Genomic DNA, 17,243 nt, shown 5'->3' on the forward strand with positions numbered 1-17,243 from the left:
GGACTCCTACAGGTCGCGAAGGGCCGGCAGCAAGGTCGTCTCCGCCCAGCGGAGGAACGGCGTCTGCCGGTCGCCGCCGACCTGGACGAGCGCGAGGTCGGTGAAGCCCGCGTCGGCGAAGCGCCGGGCGGCCTCCACGACGGCGTTCACGTCGTCACCGCAGGGGATGGTCTTCGCCACGTCCTCCGGCCGCGTGTGCGCGGAGGCCTGGTCGAAGCTCGCCGGGAGCGGCAGCTCGGCGTTCACGCGCCAGCCTCCGAGGGCCCATCGGAACTCGTCGTGGGCACGCGCGACGGCGGCGTCGCGGTCACTGTCGTAACAGACGGGCAGTTGCCCCATCCGGGGCTTCCCCGCGCCGCCCCTCTCGTCGAAGGTGTCGAGGAGTCCGCGTTCCGGTTCCGTGGCGATCAGGAGGTCGGCATGCCGTCCGGCGACCGCGCAGGAGCGGGGGCCGGAGACGGCGATGCCGAGGGGCGGGGGAGTGTGGGGGACGTCCCACAGCCTGGCGTCCTCCACCTGGAAGTGGCGCCCGTGCCGTGTCACGTACGCGCCCGTGAACAGGGCGCGGATGATCTCGGCCGCCTCGTCCAGCATGGCGAGGCGGACCCGCGCCGAGGGCCAGCCCCGGCCGACGACGTGCTCGTTGAGGTTCTCGCCGGAGCCGAGGCCGAGCCGGAAGCGGCCCTCGGAGAGGAGCTGGACGGTCGCGGCCTTCTGGGCGACCACCACCGGGTGATAGCGGAAGGTCGGGCAGGTCACATAGGTCATGAGGGGGATGCGGGACGTGGCCTGCGCCGCCGCGCCCAGGACGCTCCACGCGTACGGGGCGTGCCCCTGCGAGGGCAGCCAGGGGAAGGAGTGGTCCGAGATCACGGAGAAGTCGAATCCGGCGCGCTCCGCCTCGACCACGTGCCCGACCAGCTCACGAGGGCCTGCCTGCTCGGTCATCATCGTGTATCCGATGCGCATCATGCCCGGCGACTTGCCGCGTTCGGAGTGTCCCAAACGGTCGGAACCGGTGGTGAAGCACGCTGCGCCCCGCTCTTGAGGACGTCCGGTAGGCCGGGCACCTCGGGCGTCGGGCCGTCGGCTCCGCCTCCGTGGAGGGCCGCGCCCCGACGCGAGGAGCCGAGATGGAGATCCTGACCATGGAGGGAGAGGAAGAGTTCGTCCTGGTCGACCTGGCGACGCGGGCCCCGGTCAATCGCGCCCCGCAGGTCATCCGACGCGCGGTTCCGCAGCCTCAGCGACCAGGTGCAGACCGAGTTCTTCGACGCAGATCGAGGTGTGCACCCGGGCCACCGCGAGCCGCGCGGACCTCCGCGACGACTTCTCCCGGCTCCGGACCGAGGTGGGCGCGGCCGCCCGCGAGGCGCACTGCGTACCCGTCGCCTGCGGTACTCCGGTGCTGCCCCCCGAGGAGCCGCTGACGGTGACGGACACGGAGCGGTACCGGCTGATGGCCCGGCACTTCGCGTCCCTGGTCACGCGGGAGGACGGGGCCGCCCGCGAGCACGGCCGCGTGTGCGGGTGCCACGTGCACATCGGGACCTTCGACCGCCCGCGTGCCCTGGAATTCGCCGAGCACATGCGGCCGTGGCTGCCCGTGCTGCAGGCGCTCGCGGGGAACTCGCCCTATGCCCGGCGGCACCACGACCCCGGCTTCCAGAGCTGGGCCGTCGAGCACGCGCGGTGGCCGACCGTCGGCCCGACGCCGGTCCTGGACGAGGCGCGCTACCTCGCGCTGGTCGCCCGGCTGATCAGGGACGGGACGCTGCTCGACCGCCGCATGGTGTACTGGCACGCCCGGCCCTCGGAACACGTGCCGACCCTGGAGATCCGGGTCGCCGACACCAACGCGGATCTTGACGCGGTGGTGCTGGTTGCGATCCTGGCGCGCGCACTCGCTGCCACCCTGCTGGGCCGCGTGGAAGCCGTGGTTCCTCCGCCCCCGGGTCCCGCAGACCCACCTGCTCCGGGCTCACCGGCTCGCCGCCGTGCACGGGCTCACGGGAGCGGGTCTGGACTAGGTTGGACGGCTCGCCGGCGGCCCGCCGCCGAGCCCGTGGACGCGCCGATGGCCCGGGCCCGGCCGGGGATCGACCTGACCGGCGCCACCGCCTGGGCGCACGAGCAGTGGCGACACGTCCGCGTGGACGGCGGCGGCGCGGCACGGCAGCGCGCCGTCTTCCGCCACCATGGCCGGTTCAGCGCGGAGGTCGAATCGCTGGCCCCGGCCACGATGAGGACCTGATCACGACGTCGCCCCGCAGCAGCTCGTGGGGCATGCCCAGGCCCGGTCAGTTGTCCCCGGCGAGCACACGGATGATCGCCGACGAGAAGGCGTCCAAGTCGGCCGGCCTTCGGGAGGTGATCAAAGGGTGGTCGCCCGAGGTATCGACGACCACCTCCCGGTCCCGCCAGGTGCCTCCGGCGTTCTCCAGGTCCGGACGGAGCGAGGGGTACGAGGTCAGTTCGCGGCCCGTGGCGAGCCCGCTGTCGACGAGGAGCCACGGCCCGTGGCAGATCGCCGCGACCGGCTTGCCTGCCGTCGCGAAGGCCGAGACGAGGCGCCGGGCGTCGGCGTCGGTCCGCAGCCGGTCTGCGTTCAGGGTGCCGCCCGGGACCAATACGGCGTCGTACCCGTCGGCGGTCGCCCGCGCGAGGGTCGTCTCCGCCGGGACCAGGTCGCCGGGGTGGCGGTCGGAGACGAGGGTCTGTACGGGTTCGCCCTTCTGTGCGGCGACTGTGACCCTGGCACCGCTCGCTCGCAGGGCCGCCGCCGGTTTCTTCAGCTCGTCCTGCTCGGTGCCGTAGTTCGTCGTGAGGATGAGGACGTTCCGTCCTTCGAGCGTTCCGTCGGATGGCACGATGCGTTTCCTCTCGGGAGTCGCGGTCCCCCGCCACCGGTGCGCCTCACCCTCGCACGCGTGGCTCAAACCTCGTTCCCGGCCCGTCCTCGTACGTGTCGAGACCGGTACGAACAGCGTTGGCCCCGGCCGCGGGCCGACGCGCGGCATCCGCCCGGGGCCAGGGCACGGTGGGTGGCAGCCGTCCGTCCGCGCCGCCGCCTCACGGCGGCGCGTCCAGGGCACGCCGTTCGCGCGCCGAAGGCCGGGCCTCGTCCATCGTGGACACCTCCTCCCGGTCACTCCCGGTCCGACGCGACCGCGTCGTCTTTCCGCGACTTCCCCTCCGATCCGTGTCAGACCATCCGATAGCGGGCATCGTTAAGTCGACGAACATCCGTCCGACGGACCCCGCCGCCGCCCCCGTGACCGTGACGTAGGCCCCTCGCCACGGCCGAAGGAGGCTCCATGTCCGCCGTCCGAGAACGTCCGACCCTCACAGACCCGCACTCCGGGACCGGAACGACGCCGGCCACGGCCGGAGCGGGGGCCGCAACGCGGCGCCGGGCGCTGGACGGTCTGCCCGAGCCGGTCCGGCCGAGAGGCGTCTCGACGGACGACGCCCGGTCGCTGTCCGTGGCGTTGTTCGTCCGGCTGCGTGAGCTGGAGGAGGGGACCGCGGAGTATGCGTACGTGCGGAACACGCTGGTGGAGCTGAACCTCAGCCTGGTCAAGTTCGCGGCCCGCAGGTTCCGCAACCGCGTCGAGCCCGTGGAGGACATCGTCCAGGTCGGCACGGTCGGCCTGATCAAGGCGATCGACCGCTTCGACCCGGGCCGCGCCGTCGACTTCTCCGCCTTCGCCCTGCCGACGATCGTCGGAGAGATGAAGCGCTTCTTCCGGGACACCAGCTGGGCCGTACGGGTCCCCCGCCGCCTCCAGGAACTCCGCCTCGACCTCGCGAAGGCCGCCGACACCCTGGAACAGGACCTCGGCCGCCGCCCGGACCGCGCGGAGCTGGCCGCCGAGATGCACCTCACGCAGGAGGAGGTCGCCGAGGGCCAGCTCGCCGCCCACGGCTACTCGGCCCGGTCCCTGGACGTCTCGGCCGTGGATGAGGAGGCCGGGCCCACCGCGGGCGCCCGCTATCTGGCCGAGGAGGAGTCCTCGTACGAGCTGATCGAGTCGCTGACGGCCCTGCGGCCCCTGCTCGACCGGCTCTGCGTGCGCGACCGCCGCATCCTGGAGCTCCGCTTCGGGCAGGAGCTCACCCAGGCAGAGATAGGCGATCGGATCGGTCTCTCCCAGATGCACGTCTCGCGGCTGCTCACGCGCATCCTCGGCGACCTGAGGGACGGCCTGTTCCGTGACGAGGGTGAGGCCGGTGCCGCGACCGGCACCGACACCGCGAGCTGTTGAGGCCGCGGCACCCCGAGGACGGGCCCGGGCCTGGGGCACCAGGCACCGTGAGCGGCTGGAGCGGCCCCGATGCTCCGTAAAGGTCCCCGCGGGAACCAGTGCCTCCCCCCGCGGTTCACCCGGTCGGGTCGGGGCAGCCGCAGCACATGACCAGTCCGCGCACGCGGCCCTCAGCCGCCCGGACGCGCCGTTACGAGTTGACCGTCGGTGACGGTGTGGTGCGGGAGTGCCGCGACCTCGCGGGGCGGGCTCTGAGCGACTGGTTCGGGACCTTCGCGGAACTCGGCCAAGTCGCCGACGACGTGCTGCTGCTCGTGTCCGAGCTCGTGACCAACGCGCTCACCCACGGTGGGGTTCCGTACGAACTACGGTTCGACGGCTCCGAGGGCCGGCTGTGGGTGCAGGTCAGCGACTCGAGCCCGCAGCGCCCCCGCCCCCACGGGCGGCACCACGCAGGACGGCCCTCCGGGCACGGCCTGTACCTGCTCGGACGGCTCGCGGACGCCTGGGGCTGTGTCCCCCGGTGCCGCGGCAAGGCCGTCTGGTTCGAGGTGGAGGTGGGCCTCCGGGCCGGACGCGCCGCCCCGACCTAGAGTGGAAGGGCGACGAGGAGCCCTCCCCCCGGGCTCCTGCCGTGCAGGGACCGCTCTGTGCGAGGTCCCGGTGACAGAGCGCAGCACCCCCTCCGACGTGGCGGCGCCGCACGCGGAGCTGGGGGAGAACGGCCTTGCTCGCCGGGGCTGACGGCGCCGGTCACCAGCCCAGCAGTCTCGATGTGGTTGATCTCGGGCTGCCTCGACCAGTGCTGGAAGAAGCTGCGCCGCTGGCCGAGTAGCCCTCCACCAGAGCGTGTCTCGTGCATCGCTCGCCTGAAGCAGTGGCGCGGCCTGGCGATGCGGTGCGACAAGCTCGCCGTCGCACACCGGGCCGCGCTTCACCTCGCGGTCATCCTGATCTGGGTCCGTAGGTAGGCCGTCGGACCCTCGCCGATCAGCCGAGGGGGCCGAACCGGCCGACGGAACGTAGGCGTGCGGCCTGGAGTACCCGGCCGGGCCGCATGTCGGCGCCTCCTGCGTGGCGTTCGAGGCCGGACGCACCTGGGCCCTGGCCCATCGCACCACCCTCTTCGCCCACCCCTGAGACGGGTGCCGCCACCGGCCCCGTACCGGCCGGCAGCAGCACCCGCCTCAGGCCGTGCGGATCCGGTCGCGAACCTCCGGCCTCGCCCCGAACCCGGCCGCCTTGTAGGTGGCGACGCCACCGATGTTGGAGCTCGGGGTGCACACCCGGACGCTCGACGAGCCCGCCTCCCGTAGCGCGGCCGCCCCGGCGAGGGTGATCGCCCGGCCGTACCCGCGGCCGCGGTGGGCCGCGTGGACGCCCATCGGCTCGACCAGCCCCGGCCTCCCCGGGCCGGCCGACCAGACCGTGACCACCGCCACCGGCTCGCCCCGCTCGTCGTAGGCGCCCAGGCAGCGGGCGTCGTCGTAGAACGGTCCCGCCGCCATCCGGTGCCAGTACTCGCGCGTGGGCCGCGAGGTGCCGAACGCCGACCGCAGGACCTCGGCGAAGTCCTGTGCCCGCTCGGGGCCGATCGTCTCGATCCGCACGCCGGGGTCCTCCACCGGCTCCGTGAGGTCGCGGAAGAGCGGCGTCCACGGCTCGTCGACGCCCCAGCCCTCCTTGGTCAGCAGGTCGTGCAGCAGCAGGCCCGACGGCGCCTCGATGGCCACCTCCCCCTCCGGCAGCACACCGCGCTCGGGCAGCGAGACGTCCGCGACGAGCCGCCGTGCCAGGTCCCCGTCCCGGAAGGCGTCGGGGGCGACCGTCATCCGCAGCAGCGTCGGAGTGTCCTGCATCCCGACGGCGAGAATCCGTCCGCCCCGGCTCCAGGTCCGTACCACCGCGGCCGTCTCGGGCATTCCGAAGCGGTGGTTCCAGCCGATGTCCCCCGCATGGAGCTGCATCGGCGCTCCGTCGTACTGCCACTCCCGCAGCGCGCCCATGGCCTCGCGCACCCCGGCCACGGCCGGCGTCCCCAGCACAATTGTCATGCCCGGGATCCGACACCCCCGCCCGGGAGCCCCGCAACCCGATAACCGCCGCACTGGCCCCACCAAGGAGACAGGCTCCAGTCCTCCCTGTACCGCAGCCCGAGGCGCCGGTTCGATCCGGTGGCTGGGCGAGGGGCGTTCGCTGCGCCGTTGGGCGGACATCCGGGACCGGCGGCGAGGAATGCGGGGACGCCGGGGAAGTCGGGAGGGAGAAGACGGCCAGCAGGTGATCCCCATTGCCGTCGGAGGAGCGAGCACCGTGGACGATGTTGGGGCGACCCGTGAGAGCCGGACAGCGCGTGAAGGAGGGGCGGAGGGGGGAGAGCCCGACTCCACGTCGTACGTGTCGCTCCGGATCAACGGGAACGTGCACGAACTGCGGCTCGACAACCGCACGACCCTGCTCGACACGCTGCGCGAGCACCTGGACCTCACCGGCGCGAAGAAGGGCTGCGACCACGGCCAATGCGGTGCCTGCACCGTGCTTGTGGGTGGCCGGCGGATCAACAGTTGCCTGGTGCTCGCCGTCGCCTGCGACGAGCCCGTCACCACGATCGAGGGCCTCGCGTCGCACGATCGCCTCCATCCCCTTCAGGAGGCGTTCGTGTCGCGCGACGCCCTGCAGTGCGGCTACTGCACACCGGGCCAGATCTGCTCCGCTGTGGGCATGCTGGACGAGGCCGCTGCTGGGCACCCCTCTCACGTCACGCCGCCGTACCGGCCGGGCGTTGGCGGCCCGGAGCTTCTCACCCCGGAGGAGATCCGCGAGCGGATGAGCGGCAACATCTGCCGTTGCGGCGCCTACGCGAACATCGTGGACGCCATCGAGGAGGCCGCCTCGTGAAGCCCTTCGTGTACCTCCGCGCCGACCGTACCGACCAGGCTCTGGCCGCGTACGCGGCACACCCCGGTGCCCAGTACATCGCCGGCGGCACCAATCTCCTCGACCTCATGAAACTGGGAGTGGCCGACCCGCCGTTCCTCATCGACATCAGCCGACTCCCGCTGAACGGCGTCGAGGAGACCCCGGAGGGCGGCGTGCGCATCGGGGCAACCGTCCGCAACAGCGACCTGGCCGCCCATCCGCTCGTACGGACCCGATACGCCGCGCTGTCGCAGGCACTCCTGGCGGGAGCCTCCGGACAACTGCGCAACGCCGCCACCACCGGCGGCAACCTGCTGCAGCGCACGCGATGCCCGTACTTCCAGGACACCTCGAAGCCCTGCAACAAACGCGCGCCGGGCACCGGCTGCCCCGCCCGCGAGGGTGTCCACCGGGACCTGGCGGTACTGGGCCATTCCACGCGATGCGTCGCCACCCACCCCTCGGACATGGCCGTCGCGCTCGCCGCTCTCGACGCCCGGGTGCACCTCCTCGGCCTGGACGGCGAGCGCGACGTAACTCTCACGGAGTTCCACCGGCTGCCCGGTGACACGCCGGAGCGCGACACTGCCGTCCGTCCCGGGGAACTTGTCACAGCGGTCACGCTCCCGCCGCCCACCGGAACCCGCAGTGCCTACCGAAAGGCCCGCGACCGCGCCTCGTACGCCTTCGCGCTCGTCTCCGTCGCCGCGTCCCTCACCGTCGAGGACGGAGTCATCCGGCACGCCGCCCTCGCCTTCGGCGGGGTCGCGCACGCACCGTGGCGGGCCGCCGCGGCCGAGGAGGTCCTCAGAGGAGCTCGCGCCACGGAGGAGACATGGGTACGCGCCGCCGACGCCGAGCTCGCCGCAGCCGAGCCGTTGCGCGACAACGCCTTCAAGGTGCCACTCGCCCGTGGTCTCGCCGTCCGCGTGCTCACCGATCTCGCGTCCCGTCACTGAGGAGCCGACCACCGTCATGTCCACGAACTCCCACTCCCAGGATCCCGCCGCGGCCGATCAAGACAGTGCCGTCCGTCGTGACGACGCCGTTCGTCGTGACGCCAGGGAGAAGGTGACCGGCGCGGCGCGTTACGCCGCTGAGCACACCCCGCCCGGCTGCGTCCATGCCGTCCCCGTGCCCGCCACCGTCGCGCGGGGCAGGACGACCGCTGTCCACGCCGACGAGATCCTGCGGCGCCCGGGCGTCCACGCCGTGCTCAGCCACACGAACGCCCCCCGGCTCGGCGAGGCCGAGGACCCGACGCTGACCCTGCTCCAGAACGATCACGTTCCCCATCGAGGCTGGTACGTCGCCCTCGTGGTCGCCGACACCCTGGAGAACGCCCGGGCCGCCGCCGACGACCTGCGGGTCGAGTACGCCGTCGAGGACCACGATCCGGGGCCGCCCGAGGGCCATCCCGGCCTCTACGCACCCGACGAGGCCAACGGCGGCCATCCTGCCGTGCGCGAGCGCGGGAACTTCGACGAGGCCTTCGCCACGTCGGCCGTGCGCGTCGACGCCACGTACACGATGACCGCCCAGCACAACCAGCCGATGGAGCCGCACGCCTCCACCGCCTGGTGGGAGGACGGCGCCCTGACCGTCTACGACTCAAGCCAGGGGACGACGAAGGTACGAGACGTCCTCGCCCAGCTGTTCCAGGTGCCCGCAGACCGCGTCACGGTCGTCTCCGCGTACGTCGGCGGCGGCTTCGGCTCCAAGGGCACCCCCCGGCCCCAGGTCGTCCTCGCCTCGATGGCCGCTCTGCACCTCGGACGGCCGGTGAAGTTGGTCCTCCCACGCCGTGAACTCGCCGCCGTCGTCGGCCACCGCGCCCCCACGGTCCAGCGCGTCCGTATCGGAGCGAACGCCGACGGCGTTGTCAGTGCCCTCGCCCACGAGGTCGTCACCCAGACCTCGACGGTCACGGAGTTCGTCGAGCAGGCGGCCGTCCCCGCACGCACCATGTACACCTCGCCGCACAGTCGGACGAGCCACCAGGTGGTGGCCCTGGACGTGCCGACGCCCTCGTGGATGCGTGCTCCGGGCGAGGCGTCCGGCATGTACGCCCTCGAGTCGGCCATGGACGAACTCGCCGTCGCCACAGGCGTCGATCCGGTCGAGCTCAGGCTCCGCAACGAGCCCGGCGCCGAACCCGACAGCGGCAGGCCGTTCAGCAGCAGGAGCCTCACGCAATGCCTGCGGGAGGGGGCGCGGCGCTTCGGCTGGGAGGGCCGCGACCCCCGCCCCGGAGTACGACGAGCCGACGGACGACTCACAGGCACTGGAGTGGCAGCGTCGACCTATCCGTACCTCCTGAGTCCCTCCTCGGCATCCGCGCACGCCGCGCCGGACGGCATGCACCTCGTACGGCTCGCGGCCACCGACATCGGGACCGGAGCCCGGACCGTCCTTGCCCAGATCGCGGCCGAGGCACTCGGCGTCCCGTCGGACGCGGTACGCGTGGAGCTCGGGAGCAGCGCGCTGCCGACCGCGCCTCTGGCGGGTGGCTCATCGGGCACCTCGTCCTGGGGCTGGGCCGTCCACAAGGCCTGCACGGTCCTGGCCGGCATGGTGCGCGCGCACTCCGGTCCGCTCCCGCCCGAGGGTCTCACCGCTCGGGCGGACACCGCCGAGGAGGCAGGTCGGGAATCCTTGTACGCACGGCACGCGTTCGGGGCGCAGTTCGCGGAGGTCGACGTGGACACCGTGACGGGGGAGGTACGGGTACGCCGCCTGCTCGGGGTCTTCGCAGCCGGCCGGGTACTGAGCGGCCGCACCGCGCGCTCCCAGTTCATCGGTGGAATGACCATGGGGCTGGGCATGGCGCTGACCGAGAGCAGCACGCTCGACCCCGCGTTCGGGGACTTCACGGAACGGGACCTGGCCGCGTACCACGTCCCCGTCTGCGCCGACGTGCCGGCGATCGAGGCGCATTGGCTCCACGAGGAGGACCACCACCTCAACCCCATGGGCAGCAAGGGGATCGGGGAGATCGGCATCGTGGGGACAGCGGCCGCGATCGCGAACGCCGTGTACCACGCGGTGGGCGTACGGCTGCGGGACCTGCCGCTGACCCCGGATCGGCTTCTTCCGCACCTGCAGGCCACGGCTTCCGATACGCGTGCGGACGACCGGCGTGGCCGCGCCAGTCCCAGCATGCCAAGCGTACGCTCGTCTTATGACCGAGAGTGAGATCCAGCTCAAGGCAATCGCGGCGCTCACGGCCCTGCGCGGGGGAGTGGCTCAGGATTACGTCTCCGACCTGCTCGGTGAGGTCATTCCGACGCGGTTCCTGGTTCCCGATACCGACGACGCGGTGGAAGTCGGAGCGGCGGTCCTGACGCAGCTCACGGGACCGGTCAGTGCTCTCGTGCGGGGCTTTATCCTCGCCTTCGAGACGGTGGCCGACGCTTACGACCGGACAGAGTCCGGCGAGCCCACCGAGCAGATCCTTCAGGCCCTGGCGCTGGCGATCGCCAGCGACACGGACTGATCAACCCGGTCAGGGGGCGAGCGCCCACGTGTCGCCGTGCGCGGACCCAAGCCGAATGGTGAGCGGGTGGTCCGCCGATGACGGGGTAGGCGCGTAAGCGAACGGCGATCACCCCGGGGCTTCGGGCCGTGGGGCGGCGTGCCGGGTTCGTTCCCGGGCCCGGCTCGTGCCGGGGAGGTCGGGATCGGGACAGCAGGGAGGCGTATCGCAGGAGTGCTGTCGAGCACCCTTCGGGGCCGCGGAGTTCGCGCGAATCCACGGGCGGACCGGGCCCTCGCTGACAAGCCGTCGGCCGCATCAGGGTCGATGTGCGCGAGAGGAAAGAGAAGGCACACCGATGAGTCATCAGACGCAGGGCGACGCATCCGGGCAGGCACCCGAGAAGCTGCGCAAGATGGTCGCGCACACCCGCGAGAAGCTCGGCGGGACCGCGGACGCCCTGGCCGCCAAGGAGGGCGTGAAGACCCAGGCCATGGAGAAGGCGGCCGACCTCGGGTCGCAGGCCGTCGCGAAGGCCGCCGGCCTCACCGGTCAGCTCCGCGAGACCGCGGAGCAGGCCGCCCAGCTCGCGAGGGACAAGACTCCCGACCCGGCTGTGGACAAGGCGGCTCACGCTGCCGCGCAGCTGCGGAGCACGGCTGCTCGTGCGGGCCGGCTCGCCGTGGGGCGGACGCACCTCTTCGGTGACAAGGTCGGTCGGGGGGCGGTCGCAGAGCGGTCCTGGGCCAACCGGAACCTCATTCTCGTGGGGGCTGCCGCGCTCGCGGCTCTCCTGCTCGTACGCCGCAGCCGGAGGCACTGATGAAGACCGCCACACTCGCCTACCGCCCGGTGGGCCTTGCGTTCGGAATCGCCGGCGGCATCCTGGCCCGCGCTGCCTTCAACCGCATGTGGAAGTGGGCCGGGCACGATGACGGCGCTCCGGGCGCGATGGACGAGGAACGTACCTGGCGAGAGATTCTGCTCGCCGCGGCACTGCAAGGAGCGGTCTTCGCCGTAGTCAAGGCCGCCGTCGACCGCGCGGGAGCCACCTCGATGCGGCGCCTGACCGGAACGTGGCCCAGCTGATGCCCGAGTGCCGCCGACCGGAAAGCCGGCGGCGGTATCCATCCGCAGAAGAGCAGGTCTCTCAGATTCAGGGCGGGCGAAACGGCACGAGTACGGCATCGCGCCCGCACCGCCACGCGAAGGTGAGCCTGAATGAACACGCAGCAGGACTCCGGTCGGACGGACCGACGCGAACGGAAGGACCGGCGCCGCGAGATGGACGCGCGCCACGGGCCGGACGAGCCGGAGGAGGCGGACAAGCCGCTGCCCCGGAACCCGCAGAACCAGCAGGCGGCGCAAGGAGAGGATCCTCTGGCCATACCCGTACCGCACTGGCCCGATGCCGCAGCGCCCGAGACCGACGTGGCGGGAACCGGACGCCGGGGTGACGCAGACAGAGCGAGGCTTGAGGAATCCGACGTCGACGAACCAGTGGACTGATGCGATGAGAGGCTGAGGGCGAAGGCAAGCGGCATCTGTCGGGCCTTCTCCCTGCCCCCGCGACTGGTGAGGGCTCGGGGCCGGGGCCATGCGGCCCAGGCCGGCCGCTGGCTGCAGCAGTCCCGTACAACCCCGAGCTGGTGTTGTGAGCGCAGGCTCGGCGGGCGCGCGAGACGTGGCACCTCGTCGGACGGGCGCTGACCAACCGGACGCGCACCGTGTACGACGAGCGGCTCTACAACGCGGCTCCGACCGAGTTCGTCGCCAGACTGGCAGATCAGGGCCAGGGCCTCAGTGTTCTTGCCGTCGTTGGCCACAATCCCGGTCTCCACCAGCTGGACTCGGCGAGTAGGTGTGGCCCGCCCATAGGGCCAGGCAGTGGCGGTACGCCTGCGCGATCTGCCCGCGCTCGACCCTCAGACGACCTCGACCTGCCACCGTCCTCGACGAGGTCGTGCCGGCCGAGGCGGACCCCACCATGACGCATGCCGCGATGGCGTGGGTGGATGCCGCTCGAGCGCGAGCAGGCCATGTGCCAGCATCTCGCACGGCCTGGAAATCGGCAGTCACCGGTCCGGACCACCGCGGTGGAAATCGTAGACGGACACGCCCTGCGTACCGCCGACGACGACGCTCCGACCGTCGGGGGTCCAGGCGCAGGCGTACAAGATCCCGTCTGTACGCATCATGGTGACAAGTCGCCCCGATGCCGGGTCCCAGATCCGTAGCGTCCCGTCGTCGCTCGCAGTCGCGATCCGGGCGCTGTCCGGCGAGATCGCGACCCTGGTCACCCGGCCGGTGTGGCCGACGAGGCAGGCGATGTGACGGCCTGTCGCCCGGTCCCAGACCCACACAGCCGGGTGGTAGCCGCCGGTGGTGGCCAGCCAGGTTCCGTCCGGTGAGACCTTCACCCCCACCCAGCCATGGTGACCGGTGACACGGGCGGTCTCCTGGCCGGTGGACCTGTCCCAGATCCGCACCGTCCCGAAGTCGTCGGCGCTGGTGAGCCAGGTGCCGTCGGGGGCGATCGCCAATCCGCTCGACGCGGTAGTGGATCCGGGGAGGCGGGCGGTCTCCCGGCCGCTGGCCCGGTCCCACAGCCGTACCGTGCCGTCCTTGCTGGAACTGGCGAGCCAGGTGCCGTCGGGCGCGATGGCCACGGAGATCGCGATGTCGGTGTGCCCGGTCAGGCAGGCGGTCTCCCGTCCGGTGGCCCGGTCCCAGATCCGCACCGCCTTGTCATGACCGGCGCTGGCGAGCCAGGTGCCGTCGGGCGCTATCGCCACCCCGTTCACAAGGTCGGTGGTGTGTCCGGCGAAGCGGGCGGTCTCCCGTCCGGTGGTCGATTCCCAGATCTGCACCGTGTCGTGGCTGATGGTGGCGAGCCAGGTGCCGTCAGGCGCGATCGTCACGTGACCCGCCGACCCGGTGTGTCCGATGATGCAGGTGGTCTCCTGTCCGGTGGCCAGGTCCCGGATGCGCACCTTTCCGTCGTGGCCGGTAGTGGCGAGCCAGGTGCCGTCCGCCGCGATCGCCAGCCCTTCCACCGGGAGGTTGTGCCCGGGGAGGGCGACCGGCTCCCTCGCGGTGGCCAGGTCCCAGATCCGCGCCTTCCTGTCGTAGCCGGCGGCGAGCCAGGTGCCGTCCGCCGCGATCGCCACTGTGGTTGCCGAGCTGAGGTCCCCCGCGAGGCAGGCGGTCTCTCTGCCGGTGGCCCGGTCCCGGATGCGTACCTTCCCGTCACGGCCGGCGGTGGCAAGCCACGAGCCGTCCGGCGAGATCGCCACACCGAGCATGATGTCGGCGTGTCCGGCGAGGCAGGCGGTCTCCCGTCCGGTGGCCCGGTCCCAGATCCGTACCGCCTTGTCACCGCCAATGCTTGCGAGCCACGAGCCGTCCGGCGCGATCGCGATCCCCCGCACCTGATGCCCGTGGCCGCTGAGGAGTGCGCTCTGCCGTCCGGTGGCCCGGTCCCAGATCCGTACCGTCCCGTCGCCGCCGCCGGCGGTGGCGAGCCAGGTGCCGTCCGGCGCGATCTACACCACCCCCACCCAGCCGCGGTGTCCGGTCAGACAGCCGGTCTCCCGGCCGGTGTCCCGGTCCCACACCCGCACCGTCGCGTCTGCGCCGGCGGTGGCGAGCCAGGTGCCGTCCGGTGAGACCGCCACCCCCAGCACCGCATGGTGGTGTCCGACGAGACACGCGGTCTCCTGGCCGGTGTCCCGGTCCCGGATCCGCGCCGTCCCGTCACGCCCGACCGTGACGAGCCAGGTGCCGTCCGGCGCGATCGCCACTCCCGTCGCCTCGCCCTCGTGGCCTGTGAGGCGTGCCGTCTCCTCGCCGGTGGCCCGGTCCCACACTCGTACCGTGCCGTCCTTACTGGCCGTGGCGAGCCAGGTGCCGTCCGGCGCGATCGCCACCCCCGACACCATGGCGGTGTGCCCGGTCAGGAGTCGCAGGAGTGCGGGGTGGGGCAGGTCGGACGGTGTCCAGTGGTTGCGAAGGGCCGGATGGGGCCACCGCTCGTACCGAGCCGTGACCTGGTCGCGCCAGTCGGGGAGGGGCTGGAGTCTGCTGTGCAGGATGGCGGTCAGCGCGTGAGCTGGCTCGGTCGCTCCGAGGAGGTGGGCGATGCTCGAGAGGTGGCGTGCCCTCTGCGCGGCGGTGGGGGTGGGGACCCGGGCGCAGTCCGCCCAGGGCGCGATCGGGCCCCGGTGGTGCAGACGGGTCTCGATCCAGCGAAGGTCGCAGGCCAGGGCTTCGGCGGCGGCGGTGCGGTGTGCGGCCAGAAGATGGGCGACGGCGTGGTCGAGCAGGTAGCCGTCGGTCAGCTCCCACCATGCGGCAGGGGGGAGGGGCGCGGACGGCGTGAGGGGTACGGACGGGGGCAGGCCGGCCTGGACGGCGTCCACCAACGTGGTGTGGTGTTCGGCGAGACGGTCGGGACCGAGCTCGGCGCGCAGGTAGTCGCGGATGACGTCGTGCAGGAACAGGCGGCCTCCGTCCGTATCGTCCGCGGTGAGCAGGGACAGGTCGGCCAGATCCGCGCACAGGTCCCGGGTCGCCCACTCGTCATGGCCGGCTGTGGCACGCCACAGCGTGCCCACGACGGAGATGGGCACGGCTTCTCCGTAGGCGAAGATCCCCAATTCGGCGAACCGATCCCGGCTGTCCGCGGAGAGGTCTGCGGTCGAGGCTTCGACGGTCGCCCGTACCATCGTCGCTCGCCGCCTGGGGTCGCTGAGGATGGCTGCGTCGGGCACGTCAGAGGGTTTGTCCACCCCGGCCGGTCCCTGTTCCCGCAAGGTTCTCAAAAGATCGGCCGCGGCGCGGGGGGCATCGGCACCAGTCCTCACTCGCCGGTTGATCAGCCGGTTGGTCAGGCGAAGGAGCAACGGCCACCCGCCGGTGACCTGGACCAGATCGTGGATCAGCTGCATCGGCAGGGACGGTAGTTCACAGGTCAATACCAGCCTGGCTTTGTCGGGCGGCATCGTATCGACCCGCACCGTTCTCGCGTCGGACGGAAGAATCGCGGGGACGCGCGTAGTGACAAGTCGTACGCAGCCGCCGCCGCCCACGAGGAGCGGGGCCAGCTGCTCCTGGGTCCACACGTCGTCGAAGATCAGCAGAGTGGGGCCGTCGGAATCGCAGCGTTGGTCCAAGAGCTGGCCCAGATACTCGCCCGCCCGGTCCGGGTTGTCGAAGGACGCATCCTGGCCGGCGACGGCGAGGATGACATCGTGCACCAGCCGGGTGACCGTTTGAGGGCTGTCCACGTCCCGGCCGACGACGAAGAAGTACACCCCTCCCCGGAAGTGCTGACGTACCCGGTGGCTGGCACGCACCAGTTGGGCGACTGTCGTCTTGCCGAAACCTCCTGCGCCCTCCAGCGCCGTCGTGATCCCGACAGGGCCGCCGCTGGGCGAGCACACGGCATCGACGACCTGCTCGACCTCGTCCCGATCGGCCACCCACCACTCCGGCACCTCCGGAGCGGCCGGCGGGGGCGGCCGTTCGGAGTAGAGGTGGAACGTGTTGATCTGCTGGTTGTGGTCGCCGTTCTGCACGGGTGTGGGGCCATTGAAGGTGTTGTCGAAGAAGCCACCCCCGGCGGGCGGGGTGGTCAAGTGCCGTTCCCGAAGCGGTTGTCCTGCCGGTTTCCGTTACCGAGCTGGATGGCGGTGGGCCCCTGGAAAGTGTTGCCGGACATCTCGCCCCCGCCGGTCCGTCCCGATGGTGAGGGCTCGGTGACCAGGGTGCGCAGCGCGGCGACCATCGCGTCGCGCTCCTGCCCGTCAACGCTCTCCAGCAGATCCTCGAACCAGCCCTGCCACACGGCCTCCTGGCGAATTCGAGTCTGCTCCGCATCTCCGTGGTCGGCTGCTTCCACGGCAGCCGCCGTCCGGTCCAGGCGCTCCAACGCAGTGCTCGTACGCTGGTCGTTCCCGCGGCCGAATAGTCGAGCCATCGTCTGCCGGAACCCATGCCACGCCTCTGTGCCCGCTGCCTGCACAACAGCGGTTCCACCCGCAGCCGCCAGCGCTATCAATGTCTCGTCCAACGAACCGACATCTCCCGTCGTATCGCGTCGCGCAGCTCGCACACCGTTGGCTCCCGGCAGGCTCCGTGCACAACTGTCGTGTGACACATGACGTTTCAAGGATGGCGCAAGTTCCCTGTTCTGGCCGCCGGTGCCGCCGTCGACGAAGCCGAGGGGTTGGGGCAGGCGCACACCACCCCAGCGAGTCGGCGGTCGTCCGTCCAAGCGGTTCAGTCGACCGTGAGGGCTCATCCCAGCGGTGTAGGTGCCACGTGCAGCCCGTCGAGCCCTGTCGACCCGCGGGGGCATGGCGCCGAGCAGGCCGGTCGAGGCCTCGATCGCGTAGCCGAGGGCGAGGTTGCGTGGGAGATGTGTTTCTCGCCCACCTCGGCGGCTGCCCCGCATCACTGGTTGCGGCGGACGCCGCGGGCAGCGGGGGCAGCGGGATGATCGGGTGCCTTCGTCCGGACGGTCGCGGGGGGGGGGGGGGGCGCGGCCAGGGCGGGGGCGGATCGCGGGCCGCGGGGAA

16 protein-coding genes and 1 pseudogene are annotated in these 17,243 nt (G+C 71.9%); 11 read left to right on the forward strand and 6 right to left on the reverse strand.

All coding sequences use genetic code 11. From position 1 onward, the window contains the following. Window positions 1-6 precede the first annotated feature (6 nt). Window positions 7-972, reverse strand: a complete 966-nt coding sequence (locus ACFV2S_RS05935) for an LLM class F420-dependent oxidoreductase (RefSeq protein WP_385554614.1) — start codon at window positions 970-972, stop codon at window positions 7-9. 313 nt (window positions 973-1,285) lie between these two features. On the opposite strand from ACFV2S_RS05935, the gene ACFV2S_RS05940 reads away from it, so the two are divergent. Further along, the gene (locus ACFV2S_RS05940) at window positions 1,286-2,254 is read left to right on the forward strand and encodes a glutamate-cysteine ligase family protein (RefSeq protein ID WP_385554616.1); all 969 of its coding nucleotides are present in this window, start codon (window positions 1,286-1,288) and stop codon (window positions 2,252-2,254) included. Between the two features lie 46 nt (window positions 2,255-2,300). Here the strand turns inward: ACFV2S_RS05940 and ACFV2S_RS05945 are convergent, their stop codons facing one another. Then, window positions 2,301-2,870, reverse strand: coding sequence for a type 1 glutamine amidotransferase domain-containing protein (locus ACFV2S_RS05945; protein WP_385554618.1), 570 nt, complete (start codon window positions 2,868-2,870; stop codon window positions 2,301-2,303). A gap of 447 nt (window positions 2,871-3,317) precedes the next feature. On the opposite strand from ACFV2S_RS05945, the gene ACFV2S_RS05950 reads away from it, so the two are divergent. The 3 genes and pseudogenes from ACFV2S_RS05950 to ACFV2S_RS05960 all read left to right on the forward strand — a co-directional run. Then, window positions 3,318-4,268 carry a SigB/SigF/SigG family RNA polymerase sigma factor gene (locus tag ACFV2S_RS05950; protein WP_385554620.1) on the forward strand — a complete coding sequence of 317 codons (951 nt, stop codon included), beginning with the start codon at window positions 3,318-3,320 and terminating at the stop codon, window positions 4,266-4,268. Between the two features lie 146 nt (window positions 4,269-4,414). Beyond that, window positions 4,415-4,861 carry an ATP-binding protein gene (locus ACFV2S_RS05955; RefSeq protein WP_385554622.1) on the forward strand — a complete coding sequence of 149 codons (447 nt, stop codon included), beginning with the start codon at window positions 4,415-4,417 and terminating at the stop codon, window positions 4,859-4,861. Between the two features lie 264 nt (window positions 4,862-5,125). Further along, a pseudogene (locus ACFV2S_RS05960) lies at window positions 5,126-5,239 on the forward strand (IS5/IS1182 family transposase); the annotation flags it as partial. Window positions 5,240-5,455: 216 nt separating this feature from the next. Here the strand turns inward: ACFV2S_RS05960 and ACFV2S_RS05965 are convergent. Next, window positions 5,456-6,322, reverse strand: a complete 867-nt coding sequence (locus ACFV2S_RS05965; protein ID WP_385554624.1) for a GNAT family N-acetyltransferase — start codon at window positions 6,320-6,322, stop codon at window positions 5,456-5,458. Between the two features lie 343 nt (window positions 6,323-6,665). Between ACFV2S_RS05965 and ACFV2S_RS05970 the strand changes: the two genes are divergently transcribed. From ACFV2S_RS05970 to ACFV2S_RS06000, 7 genes are all read left to right on the forward strand, one after another. Further along, the gene (locus ACFV2S_RS05970; RefSeq protein ID WP_385554626.1) at window positions 6,666-7,166 is read left to right on the forward strand and encodes a 2Fe-2S iron-sulfur cluster-binding protein; all 501 of its coding nucleotides are present in this window, start codon (window positions 6,666-6,668) and stop codon (window positions 7,164-7,166) included. Next, a complete protein-coding gene (locus ACFV2S_RS05975; protein ID WP_385554628.1) occupies window positions 7,163-8,146 on the forward strand; it encodes an FAD binding domain-containing protein in 984 nt (327 codons plus the stop codon). The genes ACFV2S_RS05970 and ACFV2S_RS05975 overlap by 4 nt, the downstream gene beginning before the upstream one ends. Window positions 8,147-8,162: 16 nt before the next feature. Then, window positions 8,163-10,382, forward strand: coding sequence for a xanthine dehydrogenase family protein molybdopterin-binding subunit (locus tag ACFV2S_RS05980; protein WP_385554630.1), 2,220 nt, complete (start codon window positions 8,163-8,165; stop codon window positions 10,380-10,382). After that, window positions 10,369-10,683 (forward strand): hypothetical protein, encoded by a 315-nt coding sequence (locus ACFV2S_RS05985; protein WP_385554632.1) that lies wholly within the window; start codon window positions 10,369-10,371, stop codon window positions 10,681-10,683. The genes ACFV2S_RS05980 and ACFV2S_RS05985 overlap by 14 nt, the downstream gene beginning before the upstream one ends. 337 nt (window positions 10,684-11,020) lie before the next feature. Further along, window positions 11,021-11,485, forward strand: coding sequence for a hypothetical protein (locus ACFV2S_RS05990; RefSeq protein WP_385554634.1), 465 nt, complete (start codon window positions 11,021-11,023; stop codon window positions 11,483-11,485). Continuing rightward, window positions 11,485-11,751: a DUF4235 domain-containing protein gene (locus ACFV2S_RS05995; protein ID WP_385554636.1), complete on the forward strand. Its 267-nt coding sequence runs from the start codon at window positions 11,485-11,487 to the stop codon at window positions 11,749-11,751. Before ACFV2S_RS05990 ends, ACFV2S_RS05995 begins: the two co-directional genes overlap by 1 nt. A gap of 132 nt (window positions 11,752-11,883) precedes the next feature. Then, the gene (locus ACFV2S_RS06000) at window positions 11,884-12,171 is read left to right on the forward strand and encodes a hypothetical protein (protein WP_385554638.1); all 288 of its coding nucleotides are present in this window, start codon (window positions 11,884-11,886) and stop codon (window positions 12,169-12,171) included. A gap of 566 nt (window positions 12,172-12,737) precedes the next feature. Here the strand turns inward: ACFV2S_RS06000 and ACFV2S_RS06005 are convergent. Genes ACFV2S_RS06005 through ACFV2S_RS06015 form a run of 3 tightly spaced genes read right to left on the reverse strand, consistent with a single transcriptional unit; the run spans window position 12,738 to window position 16,594 of the window. Next, a complete protein-coding gene (locus ACFV2S_RS06005) occupies window positions 12,738-14,207 on the reverse strand; it encodes a hypothetical protein (RefSeq protein WP_385554864.1) in 1,470 nt (489 codons plus the stop codon). Next, entirely contained in the window at window positions 14,208-16,301 is a 2,094-nt protein-coding gene (locus ACFV2S_RS06010; protein ID WP_385554640.1) for an NB-ARC domain-containing protein, read from the reverse strand. It lies immediately after the preceding gene. Then, entirely contained in the window at window positions 16,298-16,594 is a 297-nt protein-coding gene (locus ACFV2S_RS06015) for a hypothetical protein (RefSeq protein ID WP_385554642.1), read from the reverse strand. The genes ACFV2S_RS06010 and ACFV2S_RS06015 overlap by 4 nt, the downstream gene beginning before the upstream one ends. Window positions 16,595-17,243 lie beyond the last annotated feature (649 nt).

Origin of the sequence: Streptomyces sp. NPDC059695, assembly GCF_042733785.1 — a bacterium.
Taxonomy (GTDB): domain Bacteria; phylum Actinomycetota; class Actinomycetes; order Streptomycetales; family Streptomycetaceae; genus Streptomyces.